The organism is Corallococcus sp. AB038B (genome assembly GCF_003668955.1).
Taxonomy (GTDB): domain Bacteria; phylum Myxococcota; class Myxococcia; order Myxococcales; family Myxococcaceae; genus Corallococcus; species Corallococcus exiguus.
Map to the genome: position 1 here is coordinate 720,465 of NZ_RAWO01000001.1, position 19,426 is coordinate 739,890.

Sequence of the window (19,426 nt, forward strand, 5' to 3'; positions counted from 1 at the left end):
GCATGAACGTCGGCGTGGACGGCCTGGACCCCTCCTCCATCCAGCTCATTGGTACGGCGGTGACGCCCGCGGTGATGGTGTCCGGGTGCGGCATCCTGGCCACCGGCCTGGACAATCAGATTTCGCGCATCACCGCGCGGATGCGGGACATGGTCCGGGAATGGCGCACGCTGCCGGAGGGCCATGCGCGCCGTTCGCTCCTGCGTGAGGAGGTGGCCATCATGGACCGCCGCCACGCCATCCTCGCCCGGGCCATTGGCTTCACCTACGCGGCGCTCTTGTCCTTCGTGGTGACGTCGCTTTTGTACCTGCTGCGCCGCAGCGTCGCGGTGCCGGAGGGGCTGCCGGTGATGTCCTTCTCCCTGGGCGTGGGACTGTTGGGTTCCACGGCGGTGCTGGCCCTGGCGTCGCTGCGTTTGAGCCGCCGCGCCATCACGCTGGAGGGCGCGGAGCTCTTCCGCGACGGGCGGCCGGGCGACCCGCCAGCGCCCTGAATTTGTTCCGCAGCGCACGCGAAGGTGCTAGCGGGTGCCTCCGAGACGCGCGGGTCTGGTAGGTCCCGGCTCGCGCGCCTGGTATCGCGCAGGATTCCGCAGCCTCTCAGGCTCAACCCTCACCGTGGAGCACGTGAACATGGCAAACGCCCAGGTCTTCTTCGACATGTCGATTGGTGGCCAGCCCGCCGGCCGCATCGTGATGGAGCTGTTCTCCGACGACGTCCCCAAGACCGCCGAGAACTTCCGCGCCCTGTGCACGGGCGAGAAGGGCATCGGCCGCGGTGGCAAGGCGCTGCACTTCAAGGGCACGCCCTTCCACCGCGTCATCCCGAACTTCATGTGCCAGGGCGGCGACATCACGCTCGGCAATGGCTACGGCGGCGAGTCCATCTACGGTGAGAAGTTCGCGGACGAGAACTTCAAGCACAAGCACACGGCCCCGGGCATCCTCTCCATGGCCAACGCCGGCCCCAACAGCAACGGCTCGCAGTTCTTCCTCACCACGGCCAAGACGGATTGGCTCGACGGCAAGCACGTCGTCTTCGGCAAGGTCGTCGAGGGCATGGACGTGGTGAAGAAGATTGAAGGCGTGGGCAGCCAGTCCGGCGCGACGCGCCAGCCCGTGAAGATCGAGGACAGCGGCCAGCTGTAATCCCGCCGCTGCGTCTCACCCGAAAGGTCCATCCGTGCCTCGCGCGCGGGTGGACCTTCGTCGTTTCCGCCGGAGGCGTTTCAAGACGGGCCGTGGGACGCGTCCTCGTCCTCCTCCTCCTCGCGGGCCTCCTCCGGGCGGAAGGGCCGCGCGGGCACGGCGCCGAACGCGTGCAGCAGCTCCAGGGGGATGGGCAGGATGGTGTGGTTGCCGCCGCTGGTGATCTCCACCAGCGTCTGCAGGTAGCGCAGCTGGAGCGTGGCGGGGTTGCGGCTGAGCACGTCCGCGGCCAGGGCGAGCTTCTCCGCGGCCTGGTGTTCACCTTCCGCGGCGATGATCTTCGCGCGGCGCTCGCGTTCGGCCTCGGCCTGCCGCGCGATGGCCCGCTGCATCTCAAACGGCAGGTCGATGTGCTTCACCTCCACGTTGGAGACCTTCACGCCCCACGGGTCGGTGCGCGCGTCGAGCACCTGCTGCAATTCGTGGTTGATGCGCTCGCGCTGGGACAAGAGGTCGTCCAGCTCCACCTGGCCCAGGATGGCGCGCAGCGTGGTCTGCGCAATCTGGCTGGTGGCGTAGAGGTAGTCCTCCACCTGGAGCACGGCCTTGTCCGCCTGGATGACGCGGAAGTAGACGACGGCGTTGACCTTCACGCTGACGTTGTCCTTGGTGATGACGTCCTGCGGGGGCACGTCGCGCGCCACGGTGCGCAGGTCGATGATGACCATCCGCTCGACGAAGGGGATGAGCCAGCGGAAGCCCGCGCGCTTGAGTCCCACGTAGCGGCCCAGCCGGAACACGACGCCGTTCTGGTACTCGGTGACGATGCGCACGCCGGAGATGAAGAGAAGAAACAGCAGCGCCACGGGGATGAGCCACCCCAGCGCTCCAACCAGCTCGTTCATGGCATCGACTCCGCGACGGTGAGGGTGAGCCCTTCCACGGCGCGCACCACGACCCGGGCGCCCTCGCGGATGGGAGTGAAGGAGACGGCGCGCCAGCGCTCGCCGTGGACGAACACCTCGCCGCCCGAGGGCGTGACGAGGCCCAGCGCCGTGCCGGCCTCGCCCACGAGCCCCGCGTCGCCGCCCCGCTGTGGCAGCTTGCGCGTCTGGGCGCTGCGGTACGCGATGAAGGCCGCGGTCCCCGCGAACACGAGCGCCGTGGGCAGCATCACGCCCCACGACAGGCGGAAGGATGGCTCCACGAACCAGCCCGGTTCGAAGCGATCCACCAGGAACACGCCGCCCAATATCAACAGCCCCACGCCCGCCGCGCCCAAGAGGCCGCTGGTGACGAACAGCTCCGCGAGGATGAGCCCCACGCCCACCAGCATCAGCACCAGCGCGCCCGAGCGCACCGGCAGCGTCGCCGACGCCATCAACGCCAGCACCAGCGCCACGCAGCCAATGAGCCCCGGCGCCACCGCGCCCGGATGGGACAGCTCCACCACCAGGCCCAGCGCCGCGACGAGGAACAGCAGGTAGATGAGCGACGGCTGCGCGAGCGCATGCACCACCCGCTGTGACAGCCCCGGCTCCAGCGACACCACGCGGGCCTCGCGGGTGTCGAGCGTCACGGTGTCACCGCCCGCCACCTCCACGCGGCGGCCATCGACGGCGGAGAGAAAATCGGCCTCGGTGGGGGCGACGAGCTCCACCACGCGAAGCTCCACGGCGCGGTCCGCGGGGACGCTGGCGCTGTCACGCACGGCGGCCGCGGCCCACTCCGGATTGCGACCCCGCTGCCGGGCGATGCCCTCCGCGAAGGCGACCGTGTCGTTCTCCACCTTGCGGGCGAGCTCCTCGCCACCCACCTGCTCCACGTCTTCACCGCCAAGCCCCACGGGGTGCGCCGCGCCGATGTTCGTCCCCGGCGCCATGGCGCTCACATTCGACGCGAGCGCGATGAACACGCCCGCGCTGCCTGCACGTGAGCCAGAAGGTCCCACCCAAACGAGTACGGGAACGCGCGAGCCCAGGAACGCACGCACCACGGTGCGGGTGGCGTCCAACGAACCGCCCGGAGTGTCCAGCCGCACGAGCAGCGCCGAGGCTCCCCCGTCCTCCGCGCGCTTCACGCAGTCCGTGAGGTACGCGCCCGAGCCAGCATCCACCACGCCCTCCAGCTCACACCGCGCGACGAAGGACGGTGAAGCGGGAGCCGCCGGAGCGGCGATGCCCACGAAGAGGAACGCCAGGAGCCAGCCCCAGAGGACGTGACGGCGCCAGCTCATCCTGTCGACGTGGTCCCGCATGTCCGCCCCCGGGTGCACGCCCCTCGCGCACACGCACTCGGACAACGATGTGCATCGGACCTTCGGATGACCGGGTCTTGAAGCCGGGGGCCTGGAGGGCAGGCGGGCAGCAAGGGCCCGGCGCCCCGCTTGTGCATCCAGTCCTGGACGTTGGAGGGGATGCGCGTTGCTGGAGAAGGACGCACCTCCTTAGGGTCAGCCTCTCGATCTTCTCCCAGGAGGTTTCATGCGCCGTGCCGTGCTGATCATCGCTGCTCTGGGCCTGTCCGCTGTTGGGGCGGGAGCTTGCAGGACCACCCAGCCCCCGGGGACTGAGGACCAGATGCCCATCCAGGGCCCGGACACGAACCGCGAAGTCATCCAGAACGTGCCCAACGAACCGGCGGGCCCCGCGGGTCCCGTCAATGCGCCGGACGTGGACGGTGGCTTCCCCGAGGGCGGCGGGTAGTCTTCCGCGCCATGACGGCGGAGACCACGGTCTACAGGGCGGAGCGCGTGTGGACGCTCGATGCGGAGCGTCCGCGCGCGGAAGCATTGGCGGTGCGAGACGGGCGGTTGCTCGCGGTGGGCACGCTCGCGGAGGTTCGCGCCGCCGCGGGGCCTGACGCGCGCGAAGTGGACCTGGGCCGCGCCACGGTGGTGCCCGGCCTGGTGGACGCGCACGCGCACCTGCACGGTCTGGGCAAGAGCCTGACCACGGTGCGCCTGGAGAAGGCGCCCTCGGTGGAGGACGTCCTCCAGCGTCTGTCGAAGGCGCCCGCGTCGAGCTTCCAGGGGGACTGGTTGCTCGGCAAGGGCTGGGACCAGAACGAGTGGCCCGGCGCCGCGTTCCCTGGCCGTAAGGACCTGGATGCGCGCTTCCCCACGACGCCGGTGTTCCTCATGCGGGTGGATCATCACGCGGCCTGGGTGAACGGCGAGGCGCTGCGCCGCGCGGGCATCACGCGGGACACGCCGGATCCGCCAGGAGGCCGCATCCTCAAGGACGCGAACGGCGAGCCCACCGGCGTCCTCGTGGACAACGCGATGGACGTGGTGGAGGCCGCCATTCCCGCGCCCACGCGCGAGCAATTGGAGACCCGGTTGCGAGCCTCCCTGGAGCGGTGCGCGCAGGTCGGGCTCACGGGCGTGCACGACGCGGGCATGGACCTGCAGTCCTTCCGCACGTTGCAGGCCTGGGACGCCGCGGGGACCTTGCCCCTGCGCGTGTATGCGATGGCGGCGGGGCAGGGCGGTGAGCGGCACGCCTATCTGGAGCAGGGGCCGTGGCAGGGGCGCCACCTGTCGATGCGCTCGGTGAAGTTCCTGGCGGATGGAGCGCTTGGGAGCCGGGGCGCGGCGCTGCACGAAGACTACAGCGACGAGCCCGGCCAGCGCGGCCTGTTGCTCCTCTCACCCGAGGAACTCGAAGCGAGGGCACAGGCCTTCATGTCGCGGGGCTTCCAGGTGTGCATCCACGCCATTGGAGACCGTGCCAATACATTGGTCGTGGACGTCCTTCTGCGAGGCGCGGAGCGGACGGGCACGCAGGCCCTCCGTCACCGGGTGGAGCACGCGCAGATTCTGCGGCTGGAGGACATCCGGAGATTGGGCGCGGCGGGCCTGGTGGCCAGCGTGCAGCCCACGCACGCCACCAGTGACATGCCCTGGGCACAGACGCGGCTGGGGCGCGAGCGGCTCCGGGGGGCCTACGCCTGGCGCAGGTTGAAGGACGCGGGCGCGCACCTGGCGCTGGGCAGTGACTTCCCCATCGAGAACCCGGACGTGCTCGCGGGGCTCTACGCGGCGCGCACGCGGCAGGACGCGAAGGGCTGGCCGGAGGGCGGCTGGTATCCGGAGGAGCGCCTGAGCGCGGCGGAGGCGCTGGAGGGCTTCACGGTGGGGCCCGCGTGGGCTTCCTTCGAGGAGGCGCGGCGCGGAAGGCTGAAGCCCGGGCTGGATGCGGACTTCGTCGCGCTGTCGGAGGATCCGCTGGAGGGGCCCGCGGCGGCGCTGGTGGACGCGCGCGTGCTGGCCACGGTGGTGGCGGGCGCGGAGGTGTTCCGGGCGGACGGGTGACGCGGCTCACCCGCCGAAGATGTGCGAGCGCGCGGCTTCGGCGATGGCGACGACGGCGGGGTGGCGCAGTCGGCGCTCCACGGTGATGGCGTAGAAGCACTGCTCGATTTCGTCGGTGTGCCCGATGGCGGTGACGTTGAACTGCCGTTGCACCTCCGCGTCGATGATGGAGGGCATGGCGAAGATGCCGTGCCCCTTCTGTCCGAAGGCCTGGAGCAGCGCGCTGTCGTCGAAGTCGCCAGCGATGAGGGGCCGGATGCCGAGCCGCTCGAACCACAGGTCCAGCGAGCGGCGCACCGACGACTCCTCCGACGGCAGCAGCATGGGAGCGCCGTCGAGCGAGCGCGGGAAGTCCTTGCGCAGGTGCGCGAGGGGTTGGGCGGCGAAGAACGTCACGCCGCACTTGCCCAGCAAGTGGTTGAAGGACCGGACGCTGACGGGCTCGGAGCCAGGCGCGTCCGCGAGCACCACGTCCAGCTCATGCAGCGCCAGCTGTGCGAGCAATTGGGGCAAAGGGCTCTCACGGCAGATGATGCGCAGCGAGGGCCCTGCCTCAAGCGCGGGCTTGAGGAGCTGCTCGGCGACGAGCTTGGGGATGACGTCGAGCACGCCCACGTTGAGGCGCAGCTGCTGGCCGGTGGGCAGGCCGGAGACGACGTTCTTCAGCTCGTTGCCCAGGCGGAAGATTTCGTCCGCGTAGCGCATGACGGTGCGGCCCACGTCGGACAGGACGAGCTTGCGGCCCTTGCGCTCGAAGAGCTGGTGGCCCAGGGATTCCTCGAGGAGCTTGATTTGGGCGCTGATGGTGGGCTGGGCGAGGTGCAGCTCTTCACTCGCCTTGGCGATGCTGCCCGCCCGCGCAACCGTCCAGAAATACAGGAGATGGTGGTAGTTGAGCCACGCCATGACTTAGAAATAACCGAAGGGTTTCATCCAAACTAGCTCATTTTTTAAAGTGTCGCCCCCGCTTATCTCTACGTCCGTCACCGCGCGATGGGTGCGCGGGGGACTGATTGGGGAGGTACGCGTCATGGAAGCCATCTACGAGGAGCTCGAGTCCACGGTGGAAGGTGTGGAGACGACCGAGGTGGATTCGGCGGAAGTGGAGATGCGGGTGCGGGGGCACCTGGAGCTGGTCCGCCGGCTGGCCTGGAAGTACCGCTGGACGGGCCTGTCGTTGGAGGAGCTGATGTCGGAGGGCAACGTCGGCCTGGTGGAGGCAGCGCGCCGGTTCGAGGAGCGGGGAGTGCCGTTCGGAGCCTACGCGCAGCAGTGGATCCGCGCGCGCATCCGGGCGTACGTGTCCCGCACCTGGAGTATGGCGGGGGGCCGCGCGCCGTGGATCGTCTTCCAGCTCCGGCGCGAGCGGGCGCGGCTGGAGGCCCGGTGGGGCGAGGGTCACCCGGAGGTGACGAAGCGGCTGGCCGAGTCGCTGGGCAAGAAGGAGGAGGACGTGGTGCGGGGGACGGACGCGCTGGCGAAGGACGTGTCCCTGAACGCGCCCCTGGGCCTGGAGGGGGACGTGACGCGGCTGGACATGCTGGAGTCGGACGAGGACTCGGCGGAGGAGCAGGCGGACCGGGGCGTCTGGGCGGAGAAGCTGCACCAGAGCGTGGCGGCGGCCTGGCCGGAGCTGGACGCGAGGGAGCGAGCGCTGGTGAAGGAGCGGATGCTGGTGGAGGACGGGGTGAGCGCGGAGTTCCTGGCGAAGCGCTTCGGGGTGACGGCGGTGCGCATCCGGCAGATCGAGCAGGGGCTGCGCCAGAAGCTGCGCCAGCGGCTGACGGCGGGCTGCACGGCCTGGGACAGCGAAGCGCCCCGGTTGGCGGCCTGAGTGTCGAGCGAGGAGGAGGGCTGGCGGAAAGAGGTTGACGTCGCGGGCCAGTAACCGTAAATCGGCGCTGCCGCTCGCGGTGCGCGGTACGCCCAAGTAGCTCAGTCGGTAGAGCAGGGGACTGAAAATCCCCGTGTCGGTGGTTCGATTCCGCCCTTGGGCACACCAGTCAGAAGAATCTGAAGGGCGTCGGACTCCGGTCCGGCGCCCTTTTGCTTTGGCGCCTATTTCGCGGCGCCAATGCGTGACGCGAACAGGCCGAACTTCTGGCTGTGACGCTCGCGCCGGCACCAGTCCTCGATGACGTTCAGGTCCACTTCCTTGCTCCGGGCATGGAAGACAGCAAGGGCCTGCTCCAGGCCGCTGAAGTCGTTCCAGAAGAGGAAGGACGCGAGTCGGTCACGGCAGGAGTCCGTGGGCGACAGGACGTGCAGCACTTCGTCGTCACGCTGGACCGTGCTCCAACTCTTGAGCAGGTCGTCACCCACTGCCAGGGGGCCGCTCGGAAACTCCAAAAGGAAGTGCGAGCGTGGGTGACGGTAGAAGTCGCCCTTCCGGATGAATCCGAGCGCAGCCAACGCCGCTTCTCCTCCTGTTCCCTTGACGGTGATAACGAAGTCGAGGTCTCCAGATTGATATGCGTCTGGCGCGTAATAGGTCGCCGCGCTTCCACCTGTGAGCACTGCCTGGAATCCGTTGCGATCCAGCGCCGTGCACACGGCGAATGCGATATCCGTGAGCGACGAAGTCGGGCTGATCACAAGAGACCCGGCTTGCCAGCGCGGCGGGGACGGCGGCGTCGTGCGGCGAGCCTGGTTTGGAGATCCGTATCATGCTCTCCAAGCTTCCAAAGCAACGCATTGAGTTCTGCGTGCGCGAAGTAGCGAGGGTTCAGGGAAACCATGCGCGTGCGCCCCATCATGCGACTGACAATGATTGCCTCGTTTTCGAGCGACGTCAGAATGGATTGGACAGTGAATGGGCGGACACCCAGCAGGTCCGCCAACTCACTGGGATAGGTCCCTTCAAGCAGACGGATGGCCACGAGCACCGCCGTCCGGGTCGAAGTACCAAAGAGCCGCGAACCTTCTTCGAGCACCGGATGAATCTACCAAGATTATTGGTGATTTTGCCAAGAGGCTTGGCGCTTTGCGGCCTCGACCAGGCGGGCTGATCAGCCGACGCACCGGGTGCACATCCGGGCGCGACGCGGTAGATGGGTGTCCCGGAGGTTCATCAACGCAATGGACGCGAACGTGGTGGCGGAGCTGGAGAAGGCGGGCGTGAAGGTGGAGGACCCCATGCGCCTGTTCATCCCCGTGGAACGGGACGAGCATGGCCAGGTGAAGGTCGTGGGCGACGAGGTGCCCGTGCGCTTCGGTGACGTCACGGCCCACGTGCGCCTGCAGCCCATCTCCGCGCTGTGGACCGGCAACAAGCAGCCCCCGGACTTCAGCCGGCCTCCCTTCCCTGAGTACGAGCCGTTCTTCTTCCTCATCGAGGCCACCGCCGCCGGCTTCTGCCGCGACACCCGCCACGCGGAAGTCGACCAGGAGTTCTCCCAGCTCTACCGGCACCTCGTGCGCCGGCCCGATGGCCACCACAAGAACGCGCTCTTCTCCTACCTGCGCGCCGCCGCCCGCCTGTACCTGTCCCTGCGCGACGTCAGCCAGGCGGAGTTCGAGGCCGTGGCCCAGCGCCTCCACCAGTCCGCCAAGCTGCACGCGGGCCACGTCGGCAGCACGAACTACTTCCAGGCCGTGCTGCGGCAGGTGCTGGGCGCCTGACGCTCCTCGGGGACACCCACGCGGCGTTTCTGGAATAGGGTGCGTGGCCGCCCGTTCCCGGGCGCCGCCGTGGTCCCTCCCCAGGAGCAAGGATGTTCCGTCCACCGTTGTCGTGGTTCGCCTGTCTGGCCCTCCTGGGTGCGCCCCAGGCCGGGGCCCAGGCCGTCGCCGAGCCTTCCGCGAAGCCCGCCGCCGCCTCCACCCCCGCCGCGAAGCTGGGCTCGGACATCCAGGCCCGCACGCTGAAGAACGGGCTCACCGTCATCGTCTGGCCGGACCACGACATCCCCAACGTGGCGCTCGCCAACTGGTTCCGCGTGGGCAGCCGCAACGAGCGCCCCGGCATCACCGGCCTGTCCCACTTCTTCGAACACATGATGTTCAACGGCGCGAAGAAGTACGGCCCCGGTGAGTTCGACCGCGTCATGGAGGCCAACGGCGGCTCCAACAACGCCTTCACCTCCGAGGACGTCACCGTCTACCTGGACTGGTTCCCCGCCTCCGCGCTGCCCCTCATCCTGGACCTGGAACAGGACCGGCTCCAGTCGCTCGCCTTCGACCCCAAGGTCATCGAGTCCGAGCGCGGCGTCGTCTACTCCGAGCGCCGCTCGGGCGTGGACAATGACAACAGCGGCGCGCTCCAGGAGCAGCTGCAGGCCACCGCCTTCGTCGCGCACCCGTACCAGATTCCCGTCATCGGCTGGCCGTCCGACATCGAGTCCTGGCGCATGGAGGACCTCCAGCAGTACTTCAAGACGTACTACGCCCCCAACAACGCCACGCTCGTCCTCGCGGGTGACCTGGATCCGGCCCGCGTCTTCGAGCAGGTGGAGGCCACGCTGGGCACCATCCCCTCGCAGCCCGCGCCAGAGCCCGTGCGCACCAAGGAGCCCGAACAGCAGGGCGAGCGCCGCATCGTCGTGAAGAAGCTGGCGCAGTCCCCGCTGCTCCAGGTCGCCTACCACGGCCTCGCCGCCAACGACCCGGACATGGAGACGCTGGAGCTCTTGGGCCTCATCCTCTCGCACGGGGACTCGTCGCGACTGCACCGCAAGCTGGTGGACGAGGCGCGCGTGGCCATCCGCGTCCGGAGCTCCACCGCCGGGGGATTCGACCCGTCGCTCGTCTGGTTCTCCGTGGACCTGACGCCGGGCGGTGACCTGGCGAAGACGGAGGCGCTGCTCACCGCGGAGCTGGCCCGTGTGGTGAAGGACGGCGTCACCGACGCGGAGTTGCGCAAGGCGCGCAACGTGGCCCTGGCCACCTTCTGGCGCAAGCTGGAGACCAACAGCGGCCGCTCCCGCGAGCTGGGGAACGCCGCCACCTTCCGGGGAGACTGGAAGGCCCTGTTCGACGCGCCCTCGCGCTACGAGCAGGTCACCCGCGACGGCGTGAAGGCGCTGGCCGCCCGCATCTTCAACCCCGACCACCGCACCGTGGGCTGGCTCGTCCCCACCACGGCTCCCGCTGCCCCGGCCAGCAAGGAGTCCGCGCGATGAGTGCTTCCTTTCGCCTTCGTTTCTCGGGTCCTCACATGATGCGCTCCACCCTCGCCGCGCTGCTGTTCACCTCCGCGTGCGCGACCGCGCCGACGCCTGCTCCCTCCGCCGCGCCCACGCCGCCGGAAGCCCCGGCACCGGCCACGCCCGCGCCCGCGGTCCCGCTGTCCACGAAGGGCGTGACGCTGCCGGAGACGACCTCCGTCACGCTGAAGAACGGCGTGCGGCTGCTCCTCGTGGAGAAGCACGAGCTGCCGCTGGTGTCCTTCAGCGCGTGGCTCAAGGGCGGCGCCGTCACCGACCCCGCGGGCAAGGAAGGCCTGGCCGCGCTCACCGCCGAGCTGCTCCAGAAGGGCGCGGGCTCCCGCAACGCCCAGCAGTTCGCTGACGCCGTGGACGGCGTGGGCGGCGAGCTGGACGTCGTGCCCGCTCGCGAGGCGCTCGTCCTCAACGGCAGCTTCCAGTCCCGCGACACCGCGCTGATGGTGGAGCTGCTGTCGGACATGCTCGTGCGCCCGCGCTTCGACGCGCAGGAGCTGGAGAAGGCCCGCGCGCTGCGCGTGTCCGAAATCGCCTCCGCCAAGGACGGCGACCCGCGCATGCTCATCGGCGTGTACTTCAACGCCTTCCACTTCCCCTCGCACCCGTACGGCGGATCCGCGGTGGGCAGTGAGGCGTCGCTGCCGGGCATCAGCCGGAGCGACGTGCTCGGCTGGGCGAAGGCGAACCTGGGCGGAGACCGGCTCATCCTCTCCGTCGTGGGCGACTTCGACGCGAAGCAGCTGGCCGCGAAGCTGGAGGCCGCGCTGGGCGGATGGGCCCCGGCGGCACAGTCGCTCGCCGCCGTGCCCGCCACCGCGCCCACGAAGGGCCGCCACGTGCTGCTGGTGGACAAGCCCGACGCCACCCAGACCTACTTCGCCATCGGCAACACCGGCATCCGCCGCACCGACCCGGACCGTGTCGTGGCGGAGCTGGGCAACACCGTGCTGGGCGGCCGCTTCACCTCGCTGCTCAACACCGAGCTGCGCGTGAAGACCGGCCTCACCTACGGTGCGCGCTCCGCGCTGGCTCCAGCCCTCCAGCCCGGCACCGTGGTCCTGACGTCCTATACACAGACGGCCACCACGGGCCGTGCCATTGATCTGGCACTGGACGTGCTCTCGCGCTACCGCCAGGACGGCATGGATGACGCCATGCTGGCCTCCGCCAAGGCCTATGTCCTGGGGCAGTTCCCCCCGACGCTGGAGACCGGGGAGCAGCTGGCCATGAAGCTGTCCGAGCTGGCCTTCTACGGACTGGACGCACAGGACGTGAACGGCTTCGCGGACGCCGTGTCCGCGGCCACCCGCGGCAGCGTGCACACCGTGCTCCAGCGCGTCCTGCCCGCCCAGGAGGACCTGACGTTCGTCCTCATTGGCAAGGCGGAGGCCCTGCGCGACGTGGCCCGCAAGTACGGTCCCGTCACGGAGATGAAGATCTCCGACAAGCGCTTCGCCCCGCCGACGGCGCCGGGCCGGTAAATGTCAGACGGAGGTGGGCGCAAGCCTTGAAGCGCGCCCACCGGAATTACCCATCAAAAATTAAATATCCAGGAAGTCAGACCCTTCGCGTATAGGTGGCAGTGTCTGGTCGGGGCCGGGACCGGACAATCATTGCCAAATTCTTGTCACGAAGGGGCATCCATGTCCTTGCGACGTCTGTCTTTGTTGCTCGTCCCCACCTGCGCGGCCTGGCTGGGCTGCGGGGAAGCCGCGCCTTCCTCCGAGGAGGTGAACCCTCCCGAAATCGCGCTGGACCCCCGCGAGGGGACCGCGGTCATCGCCAACGAGGACATGCTGCCGGGCTGTGGTGAGCCCGACGCGGGCACGGGGCCGGTGGACGCGGGCACGTCCGTGCTGGTGACTGCGGACACGCGCTTCCACTCCAGCGCCGGGGTGACGGTCGTTCCCCAGAACCTGGCCGGCCGCGACCTGGAGATCCTGGTCCCCAACGGCGTCGACTTCGACCGGTACACCGGCACGCCGGTGGCGGGGGGCATGCGCTTCGACAACGTTCCGGACGGTGAGTACTTCCTGCGCTCGAGCCGGCACTACTTCCTGACGCGCGAGCGCCGCTTCGACCTGGGCGTCAACCGCATTGGCCGGCCGGACGCCGTCTACGTGCCCGTCACCGAGTCCCCCATGTCGGCGGAGCTCTTCAACCTGGATCCGTGGCAGGACTACACGTCCATCTCCGAGCCGGGCAGCTCCGTGCAGTTCATCAGCGCGGACGTGGACCTCTTCAGCACGTCGTCCCTGTGGACCCAGGCCGGTGACACGTCCATCGTCGACCCGAACGCCTACGCGTACTTCAGCACCGGCTACGGGGCGCCCGTCCTGGATGCGTCGAAGGGCGACCGCATCTACGTGAACCAGCTCAACTCCGTGCAGGCCGGAACGCTGCCGAGCGGCGGGACCCTGGCGTACCAGTCCGTGGTGAGCAGCGCGCACCTGCCGTCGTTCTCGTTCACGCCGGACGGAACCACTTCGCTGCCGCTCGAGGCCACGTTGGCGCCCGTGAGTCAGACGCCCTTCTCCCTGGAGTGGCGCCTGAACGAGTTCGCCCGTTGGCGCTCGGACGCGAACCCCAGCGGCACGCTCAACTATCCCTCGCTGTCGCTGGTGCCCGCGCCGTTCGGCTACCAGCACGGCTGGGTGGGCTACCAGGGGGAGCTGCTCAGCATGTGGCTGCCGCGCGGCGAGAATGGCGTCATCGCGAGCCGGCTCGCCTACGGCAATCCCTATCCGTCCAACTGGGGCGTGGTGGGCTCCGCCGGCTATTCGTTCCGGTCCGCGACGCCCGTCGTCATCGGGAGCCGGATCCACTACCCCAGCGGCAACATCTACGTCACCGACCGGCTGGACCACCTCACCGCCGGCCCCATCCAGCCGAACCTCTCGCCGCCGCGGGAGCTGCGCATCGACGGCGTGGATGCCTATGTGTCGCGCGTGGTGGGCACCAACCAGCCCGTCATCTCCTGGCGGTCCCCCGTCATGGGCACGCCCAGGAACTACGTGGTGTCCGTCATCCAGTTGATTGACACCTACGCCGCCAACCCGACGGTGCGCTTCTACGTGCCCGGTGACCGGACGCAGATCCGCCTGCCGCCGGGTCTGCTGCTGCCCGGGTCGACCTACTACGTGCGCGTGATGGCGGAGGGTTCGCCGAACTACGAGCCCTCGCGCGCGCCGTACGTCACCGGGGAGCTGCTGCCCATCATCACCGCGGACACGTTCAGCGCCGTCTTCACCACGCCGTAGTCCCGACGTGGCGGCCCGCTACCGCGCAGGCTGGCGGTAGCGGGCCATGCACTGCTGGTAGCGGGCGTCCACCGACTTCGCGAACCACGCGGTGGTGCGCTCCCCGCTCAGCTTCACGCTCTTGAGCGTCACCTGGGGCAGCTGGGCGTAGGCGGGCGCCTGTCCCGTCCGGTTCGCGTACACGCGCTTCACCGCCAGGTACGTGTCCGTCTTCTCGAAGTCCGCCGTCTTCTCCTCCTCCACGTCCCGGCGCACCCGGCGCTCGCTCAGGTCCGGCGCGTAGCGCTGACGGAAGAGGAGCAGCGCCTTGAGGCTCTGGCTGTCCTCGCCGCGCGGCTCACCGTCCTTGTCATACAGCTGGAGGTCGCCGTCGGTCGCCAGGGCGACGCCGGTGAGCCGGCTGACCTGGGCCTGGAGCGCCGCGTTGCGCGAGCTGTAGACGCCGCTGTTGAAGTCCGCGAAGCGGTAGAGCGGTGCGTCGTACGCGGCCTCGAAGCCCAGCAGCCGGGAGGTGCCGTAGCGCACGCCTCCCGCGCGCGTGTAGAGCGACTCGCGCACCGCCACCGGATCCGCGTCCGGGCCCGCCTTCGCCACCGCGTAGCGCACGCTGACCTGCATGGAGCCCGCGGTGGTGACGGGGTTCTGCCCCGCGAACGAGGACGGACCGAACAGCGAGCTGGCCAGGTCCGCGGCCGCGTACGCCGCCGGGTACTCCGCTTCGTAGTACGCCAGCATGTCCCGGAAGAGCCGGTCCAGGTCCCGCTCCGTGCGCAGGGTGTCCAGCCGCGCCCCGAAGGTGCGCTTCGCCCCCTTCGGCTTCGCCGCGAGGACGTCCGCGAGCAGCCTGCGTCCCACGGGACCCAGCCGTCCCGCCGTGCCGTCCAGCTTCTGACGCACCAGCTTGGGCAGCCCCGGCACCGCGGGGTCCGCCTGGAAGCCGGACTCCTGTTCGATGATGGCCAGCACCTGACACACCTCCGGCGCCGCAGCGGGAATCGCCTCCGCGTCCAGGGCCGCCAGCACGTCGCCCGCCCAACCCTCGCGCTCCGCCCCCTTCACCTTCGCGGGCAGGAGCCGCGCCACCTGCGCCACCGACAACGTGGGCGGCGCTGGCACCTGCGTCACCACCGGCGCCCGCGACGCGCAGGCCGTGAGCGCCAGCAGCACCCCCACGCACAGCCCTCCCGTCCACCGGCGCCCGGCGTTCCGCGTCATGTCAGACCCCTGATGCACCCTTCCGCCCGTCTCATGAAACATTTTTTGAGACATCCTGGGGACAGGTCCGTTCTCTCAGGAGAGCCGGTGAAGAGCTGCAAAGCTGTTGAAATTTTCCAGAACGGCAATTCAGGTTCTCTAGGTTTGGTCAGCAGGGCGGGTAAAAGTGGCTAAACGTACTTTTGCCAAAAAGTAGTTGCTCTGATGATTTCAAGTGTGTCACGTATCATCCCGCTGTTTCTTCATGGAGGTATCGCGTTGGCTCATCGACTGTTGAAGACGATTGGCGCGGCCTGGTTGGGCGTGGCTCTGACGGCGTGCGGTACGCAGGGTTCCTCGGGAGAGGAGACGCAGGCGCCTGAGCAGGAGAAGTCGGGCGAGGACATCCAGAGCACGCTGAACGCGCTCGGTGGTGCCCAGGTGCTGGGCGTGCACGCGGACGGCATCCCCGACAGCATCCGGGGCGAGCTGGGCCGGGTGGAGCGGACGCTGAACACGCTGGACGCGAGCCGCCAGGCGGTCGCGGGCGTGGCCCCGGCGTTCCGGCTGAACGCGGACGACATGGTGCTGCGCAAGTCGAACACCGACGAGCAGGGCAACCAGCACCTGCGCTTCACGCAGACGAAGAACGGCCTGGAAGTGGTCGGCGGTGAGCTGGTGGTGCACGTGCGTCCGGACGGCACGGTGTTCCGCGCCAACGGCTCCGCGCGCGACGGCCTGAACGTGTCCGCGCTGCCGCGCATCGCGGCCGCGTCCGCGCGGGATGCGGCGCTGAGCTCCACGGTGGGCACGGGCCTGGAGGTCCAGGGTGCTCCCCGCCTGGTGTACGTGCGCACCGAGGAAGGCGCGCTGCGCCTGGCGTACGAGGTGAAGGTCACGGGCGAGAACGACCTGATGCCCCTGCGCGACCGCGTGTACGTGAGCGCCCAGGACGGCTCCATCGTGCTGCGCGCGCCGGAGATCCACACCGCGCTCAACCGCAAGGTCTACAGCGCGAACAACGGCACCAGCACCCCGGGCACGCTCAAGCGCAGCGAGGGCGGCGCGGCCACCGGTGACTCGCATGTCGACACCAACTACGACATGCTGGGCTACACCTACGACTGCTACAAGGTGCTGTTCAACCGCGACTCGCTGAACAACGCGGGCGCGACGCTCATCAGCACGGTGCACTACAGCACCAACTACGTGAACGCCTACTGGGACGGCACCCAGATGGTGTACGGCGATGGCGACGGCGTGAACTCCATCGAGCTGGGCAAGGACGCGGACGTCACCGTCCACGAACTGACCCACGCCGTGACGGAGTACGAGTCCAACCTCACGTACTCCGGCCAGTCCGGCGGTCTCAACGAGGCGATGTCCGACACGTTCGGCGCCGTCTGCGAGAGCCGCGTCAACGGCTGGAGCACGGCCGCGGCCATCTGGATGGTGGGCGAGGACGTCTGGACGCCGGGCACGGCGAACGACGCCCTGCGCTACATGGACGACCCGGCGAAGGACGGCGCGTCCAAGGACTGGGCGGCCAACGTGACGTCCGGCACGGACGTGCACTACAGCTCCGGCGTGCCGAACCTGGCGTTCGCGCTGCTCTCCAAGGGCGGCGTGCACCCGCGCGGCCGCAGCACCATCAACGTGCCGGCCATCGGCGTCGAGAAGGCCGCTCGCATCTGGTACAAGGCCAACACCGACATCTACACGGCGGGCACCACGTTCGCGCAGGCGAAGACCTGGACCATCCAGGCCGCCTCGGACCTGGGCTACGACCAGGCCACGCAGGACGCGGTGAAGGCCGCCTGGGAAGCGGTGGGCGTGGGTGGCACTGTGACGCCCCCGACTTCCATCCCGCTGACCAACGGCACGGCGGTGACGGGCCTGGGCGACAGCTCGGGCAACTCCAAGTACTACTCGCTGGTCGTTCCGGCGGGCGCCACGGCCCTGACGTTCACCACCACGGGTGGCACGGGTGACGTGGACCTGTACGTGAAGTTCGGCGCGGTGCCGGACGCCTCGACCTACGACTGCCGTCCGTACGCCAGCGGCAACGCGGAGACGTGCACCATCACCAACATCCAGGCGGGCACCTACTACGTGATGCTGAACGCCTACTCCACCTACTCCGGCGTGACGCTGAAGGGCAGCTTCACGGCCCCCGGCGGTGGTGGCGGCAACGTGCTGCAGAACAACGTCCCGGTGACGGGCATCTCCGGCGCCTCCGGCTCGTTCACCAACGAGTGGATCACCGTGGACGTGCCGGCGAACCGGACGGTCACCTTCAGCACCACGGGTGGCACGGGTGACGGGGACCTGCACGTGCGCTTCGGCTCCTCGCCGACGACCACCTCGTACGACTGCCGTCCGTACCTGTCCGGCAACAACGAGTCGTGCAGCATCACCAAGACGACCCAGGGCAAGTACTACGTGAAGATCCGTGGCTACACCGCCTACTCGGGCGTGACGCTCAAGGCCGTCTGGTAGTCGCATCCGCAGCCAGCCCGGCTCCCTTCGCGTGAAGGGAGTCCGGACGAAGACAGGCACCCGGGGAGCCGACATGGCTTCCCGGGTGTCGTCGTTTCAGGGGCTGGGGAGTGCGGGGCTAGCGCCGAACCTGCACGTCGCGCGCGACGGTGCGGCCGCCCATGAGGACGAACTGCGCGCGCACCGGCGTGCCTTCCTCAAGCTCCTTGAGGGGAACGCGCTGGCCCTGGCGCAGGCCTCGGCTGCGCTGGTCGAGCTGGAGCTCGTAGACGGTGCCCTCGCCGTCGCGCACGTGCAGGGTGTCCCTGCCCACGCGAGTCACCCGGCCGCTCACCGTGCTGGACGCGATGACGACCTGCTCCAGCGGCCGGTTGGCGGAGGTGTCCGTCACCGCCGCTTGCGCCGCCTTGGCCGCGCCCTCGTACCAGGACTCGTCGTCGTTGGCCTGCACGGCCTGGGCGCCAATCATCACGCGACCCTCGGCGGGCGCCTGCGTCGCGGGCGTGCCGTCCGGGTTGGCCTGGGGCCGCTGCTGGGCGTTCGCCTGCTGGGTGTTCGGATTCGCCGGTGCGGCCTGCGGGGGCCGGGCGGCGTTCGGGTTGGCCTGGGCGTTCTGACGGGCCGGGGCCTGCGCCGTGGTGCCCTGCGTGGGTTCGTTCACGCGGGGGCCTGGCAGCGGCCGGGCACCGGGCGGCGGCGCCGTGTCCGGAGGCACCTGCGCGTTCGCCGTGGGCAGCGCGTCGCCACTGGGGACGCGGTTGCCGTCCACGGTGTTCTGCGCCAGCGCGGGCGTGGCCGGCACCATCAGTCCGCCGCTCGCGGAGTCGCGGGCCTGCATCGTCGCCGGTACCGCTGGCACCGCGTCCTCGGTGTCATGCTCCTGACAGCCGGAAGCGAGCGAGCACAGCCCCACCATCCCCAACCACATCCACCGTCCACCCATCCGCCAACCCTCCCGCAGGCAAACCTGCGGACGACCCCCTGTCGTTGCAAGCGTCCGGCGTGCGACGGGGTGTTGGGTTCTGGATGGCGGAGGCTACGCGGGGAACGTGGCGGCCACGGCGTGCACGTGCTCGCGCACCAGCGCCCTGGCGGTGAGCAGCTCCGTCGCATCCGAGGGCGTGTAGCCCAGGCACAGCACCACGTCGTCCTCGGGGGCGGCGCGCGTGCCCAGCGCCGCGTAGTCGAGTGAACGCGGGGCGGGTTCGCCTTCCGTGTCGTGGGCGAAGCGGCCGAACACGGCGGCCTGTCCGTCGCGGCCGGGCGCGGTCTCCTTGAGGGCGAAGAGGCGGCGCACGGCGGCGAGCGATTCGGGACGCTCGCGCAGGAGGTCCGGGGACGCGGGGCCTCCCAACTCCCATTCGAGGAGCTTCAGGCAGCCGCGCACGAACTCCACGTCGGTGATGACCAGCCCGTAGAGGTACCAGTCCGCGCACGCGGCCTGGACCAGTCTCGCCTGCGCGTCGGTGAGCCAGCCGAAGGACGGACAGGTGAACGTCTCACAGATGGTGGCGCGGTAGACGCCGCAGTCGCGCAGGTCCGTGCCGCCCGTCACCAGCGGGTGGCCCAGGCAGCCCACGCGCTGGTGATCCGCGTCCAGGAAGCCCAGCAGGGGACACACCCGCACGATGGGGAAGAGCGCGGGGGCGTCCCGGTTCGCGGTGAGCTCGCGCGCGGCCTCGCCGTAGGCCTCGGGCGTGTGGGGTGTGCGGGAGAGCCGCTCCGTCTGCGTGGTGAGCCGCCGGGTCAGCGCCGCTCGCGAGTGGTCCCGGAAGTTGTAGAGGCCGCAGCAGGCGCCGCACGAGGCGCCCGCACCGGGCTGGCACAGGTGGAAGGAGACGGACATG

The 19,426-nt window shown here is 69.5% G+C and carries 18 protein-coding genes and 1 tRNA gene; 11 read left to right on the forward strand and 8 right to left on the reverse strand.

Annotation, left to right across the window (positions count from 1 at the left end; translation table 11 throughout):
• Nucleotides 1-2: 2 nt before the first annotated feature.
• The gene (locus tag D7Y04_RS03065) at nucleotides 3-494 is read left to right on the forward strand and encodes a DUF2721 domain-containing protein (protein ID WP_120577438.1); all 492 of its coding nucleotides are present in this window, start codon (nucleotides 3-5) and stop codon (nucleotides 492-494) included.
• A gap of 139 nt (nucleotides 495-633) precedes the next feature.
• Entirely contained in the window at nucleotides 634-1,149 is a 516-nt protein-coding gene (locus D7Y04_RS03070; protein WP_120594700.1) for a peptidylprolyl isomerase, read from the forward strand.
• Nucleotides 1,150-1,229: 80 nt separating this feature from the next.
• Here the strand turns inward: D7Y04_RS03070 and D7Y04_RS03075 are convergent, their stop codons facing one another.
• Together D7Y04_RS03075 and D7Y04_RS03080 are read right to left on the reverse strand one after the other, a co-directional pair.
• Entirely contained in the window at nucleotides 1,230-2,054 is an 825-nt protein-coding gene (locus D7Y04_RS03075) for a slipin family protein (RefSeq protein WP_121758247.1), read from the reverse strand.
• Nucleotides 2,051-3,385, reverse strand: coding sequence for a nodulation protein NfeD (locus D7Y04_RS03080; protein ID WP_233601254.1), 1,335 nt, complete (start codon nucleotides 3,383-3,385; stop codon nucleotides 2,051-2,053). Before D7Y04_RS03080 ends, D7Y04_RS03075 begins: the two co-directional genes overlap by 4 nt.
• A 247-nt stretch (nucleotides 3,386-3,632) precedes the next feature.
• Here D7Y04_RS03080 and D7Y04_RS03085 point away from each other — a divergent pair, with 247 nt between their 5' ends.
• Together D7Y04_RS03085 and D7Y04_RS03090 are read left to right on the forward strand one after the other, a co-directional pair.
• Nucleotides 3,633-3,854: a hypothetical protein gene (locus D7Y04_RS03085; RefSeq protein WP_120577435.1), complete on the forward strand. Its 222-nt coding sequence runs from the start codon at nucleotides 3,633-3,635 to the stop codon at nucleotides 3,852-3,854.
• An 11-nt stretch (nucleotides 3,855-3,865) separates the two neighbouring features.
• Entirely contained in the window at nucleotides 3,866-5,464 is a 1,599-nt protein-coding gene (locus tag D7Y04_RS03090; RefSeq protein ID WP_121758248.1) for an amidohydrolase, read from the forward strand.
• A gap of 6 nt (nucleotides 5,465-5,470) precedes the next feature.
• Here the strand turns inward: D7Y04_RS03090 and nhaR are convergent, their stop codons facing one another.
• On the reverse strand, nucleotides 5,471-6,370 hold the full coding sequence (nhaR, locus tag D7Y04_RS03095; RefSeq protein ID WP_120551277.1) for a transcriptional activator NhaR: 900 nt from the start codon (nucleotides 6,368-6,370) through the stop codon (nucleotides 5,471-5,473).
• 124 nt (nucleotides 6,371-6,494) lie between these two features.
• Between nhaR and D7Y04_RS03100 the strand changes: the two genes are divergently transcribed.
• Together D7Y04_RS03100 and D7Y04_RS03105 are read left to right on the forward strand one after the other, a co-directional pair.
• Nucleotides 6,495-7,298, forward strand: a complete 804-nt coding sequence (locus D7Y04_RS03100; RefSeq protein ID WP_121758249.1) for a sigma-70 family RNA polymerase sigma factor — start codon at nucleotides 6,495-6,497, stop codon at nucleotides 7,296-7,298.
• 90 nt (nucleotides 7,299-7,388) lie between these two features.
• Nucleotides 7,389-7,461, forward strand: a tRNA-Phe gene (locus D7Y04_RS03105).
• Between the two features lie 61 nt (nucleotides 7,462-7,522).
• Here D7Y04_RS03105 and D7Y04_RS03110 read toward each other — a convergent pair.
• Together D7Y04_RS03110 and D7Y04_RS43940 are read right to left on the reverse strand one after the other, a co-directional pair.
• Nucleotides 7,523-7,876 (reverse strand): hypothetical protein, encoded by a 354-nt coding sequence (locus D7Y04_RS03110; RefSeq protein WP_121758250.1) that lies wholly within the window; start codon nucleotides 7,874-7,876, stop codon nucleotides 7,523-7,525.
• 179 nt (nucleotides 7,877-8,055) lie between these two features.
• Entirely contained in the window at nucleotides 8,056-8,397 is a 342-nt protein-coding gene (locus tag D7Y04_RS43940; RefSeq protein ID WP_147477026.1) for a winged helix-turn-helix domain-containing protein, read from the reverse strand.
• Between the two features lie 145 nt (nucleotides 8,398-8,542).
• On the opposite strand from D7Y04_RS43940, the gene D7Y04_RS03115 reads away from it, so the two are divergent.
• The 4 genes from D7Y04_RS03115 to D7Y04_RS03130 all read left to right on the forward strand — a co-directional run bounded on the left by D7Y04_RS03115 (nucleotide 8,543) and on the right by D7Y04_RS03130 (nucleotide 13,886).
• On the forward strand, nucleotides 8,543-9,085 hold the full coding sequence (locus D7Y04_RS03115; protein WP_120594688.1) for a hypothetical protein: 543 nt from the start codon (nucleotides 8,543-8,545) through the stop codon (nucleotides 9,083-9,085).
• 92 nt (nucleotides 9,086-9,177) lie between these two features.
• Nucleotides 9,178-10,584 carry a pitrilysin family protein gene (locus D7Y04_RS03120; protein ID WP_121758251.1) on the forward strand — a complete coding sequence of 469 codons (1,407 nt, stop codon included), beginning with the start codon at nucleotides 9,178-9,180 and terminating at the stop codon, nucleotides 10,582-10,584.
• Nucleotides 10,585-10,619: 35 nt separating this feature from the next.
• Nucleotides 10,620-12,107 (forward strand): pitrilysin family protein, encoded by a 1,488-nt coding sequence (locus D7Y04_RS03125; protein WP_233601255.1) that lies wholly within the window; start codon nucleotides 10,620-10,622, stop codon nucleotides 12,105-12,107.
• A 162-nt stretch (nucleotides 12,108-12,269) separates the two neighbouring features.
• Nucleotides 12,270-13,886, forward strand: coding sequence for a fibronectin type III domain-containing protein (locus tag D7Y04_RS03130; protein ID WP_147477027.1), 1,617 nt, complete (start codon nucleotides 12,270-12,272; stop codon nucleotides 13,884-13,886).
• Between the two features lie 18 nt (nucleotides 13,887-13,904).
• Here D7Y04_RS03130 and D7Y04_RS03135 read toward each other — a convergent pair whose 3' ends face one another.
• Nucleotides 13,905-15,101, reverse strand: a complete 1,197-nt coding sequence (locus tag D7Y04_RS03135) for a DUF1615 domain-containing protein (protein ID WP_121758254.1) — start codon at nucleotides 15,099-15,101, stop codon at nucleotides 13,905-13,907.
• 258 nt (nucleotides 15,102-15,359) lie between these two features.
• Between D7Y04_RS03135 and D7Y04_RS03140 the strand changes: the two genes are divergently transcribed.
• Nucleotides 15,360-17,579 carry a M4 family metallopeptidase gene (locus D7Y04_RS03140; protein WP_120594694.1) on the forward strand — a complete coding sequence of 740 codons (2,220 nt, stop codon included), beginning with the start codon at nucleotides 15,360-15,362 and terminating at the stop codon, nucleotides 17,577-17,579.
• Nucleotides 17,580-17,697: 118 nt separating this feature from the next.
• Here the strand turns inward: D7Y04_RS03140 and D7Y04_RS03145 are convergent, their stop codons facing one another.
• Both D7Y04_RS03145 and D7Y04_RS03150 read right to left on the reverse strand, forming a co-directional pair.
• A complete protein-coding gene (locus D7Y04_RS03145; protein ID WP_233601256.1) occupies nucleotides 17,698-18,522 on the reverse strand; it encodes a hypothetical protein in 825 nt (274 codons plus the stop codon).
• Nucleotides 18,523-18,615: 93 nt separating this feature from the next.
• Entirely contained in the window at nucleotides 18,616-19,425 is an 810-nt protein-coding gene (locus D7Y04_RS03150; RefSeq protein WP_120594696.1) for a hypothetical protein, read from the reverse strand.
• Nucleotide 19,426 lies beyond the last annotated feature (1 nt).

What these genes read in the sequence shown, in the direction of transcription:
- D7Y04_RS03065 (WP_120577438.1), top strand. Translation starts at nt 3, where the DNA reads ATGAACGTCGGCGTGGACGGCCTGGACCCCTCCTCCATCCAGCTCATT.
- D7Y04_RS03070 (WP_120594700.1), top strand. Translation starts at nt 634, where the DNA reads ATGGCAAACGCCCAGGTCTTCTTCGACATGTCGATTGGTGGCCAGCCC.
- D7Y04_RS03075 (WP_121758247.1), bottom strand. Translation starts at nt 2,054, where the DNA reads ATGAACGAGCTGGTTGGAGCGCTGGGGTGGCTCATCCCCGTGGCGCTG.
- D7Y04_RS03080 (WP_233601254.1), bottom strand. Translation starts at nt 3,385, where the DNA reads ATGAGCTGGCGCCGTCACGTCCTCTGGGGCTGGCTCCTGGCGTTCCTC.
- D7Y04_RS03085 (WP_120577435.1), top strand. Translation starts at nt 3,633, where the DNA reads ATGCGCCGTGCCGTGCTGATCATCGCTGCTCTGGGCCTGTCCGCTGTT.
- D7Y04_RS03090 (WP_121758248.1), top strand. Translation starts at nt 3,866, where the DNA reads ATGACGGCGGAGACCACGGTCTACAGGGCGGAGCGCGTGTGGACGCTC.
- nhaR (WP_120551277.1), bottom strand. Translation starts at nt 6,370, where the DNA reads ATGGCGTGGCTCAACTACCACCATCTCCTGTATTTCTGGACGGTTGCG.
- D7Y04_RS03100 (WP_121758249.1), top strand. Translation starts at nt 6,495, where the DNA reads ATGGAAGCCATCTACGAGGAGCTCGAGTCCACGGTGGAAGGTGTGGAG.
- D7Y04_RS03115 (WP_120594688.1), top strand. Translation starts at nt 8,543, where the DNA reads ATGGACGCGAACGTGGTGGCGGAGCTGGAGAAGGCGGGCGTGAAGGTG.
- D7Y04_RS03120 (WP_121758251.1), top strand. Translation starts at nt 9,178, where the DNA reads ATGTTCCGTCCACCGTTGTCGTGGTTCGCCTGTCTGGCCCTCCTGGGT.
- D7Y04_RS03125 (WP_233601255.1), top strand. Translation starts at nt 10,620, where the DNA reads ATGATGCGCTCCACCCTCGCCGCGCTGCTGTTCACCTCCGCGTGCGCG.
- D7Y04_RS03130 (WP_147477027.1), top strand. Translation starts at nt 12,270, where the DNA reads ATGTCCTTGCGACGTCTGTCTTTGTTGCTCGTCCCCACCTGCGCGGCC.
- D7Y04_RS03135 (WP_121758254.1), bottom strand. Translation starts at nt 15,101, where the DNA reads ATGACGCGGAACGCCGGGCGCCGGTGGACGGGAGGGCTGTGCGTGGGG.
- D7Y04_RS03145 (WP_233601256.1), bottom strand. Translation starts at nt 18,522, where the DNA reads ATGGGTGGACGGTGGATGTGGTTGGGGATGGTGGGGCTGTGCTCGCTC.
- D7Y04_RS03150 (WP_120594696.1), bottom strand. Translation starts at nt 19,425, where the DNA reads ATGTCCGTCTCCTTCCACCTGTGCCAGCCCGGTGCGGGCGCCTCGTGC.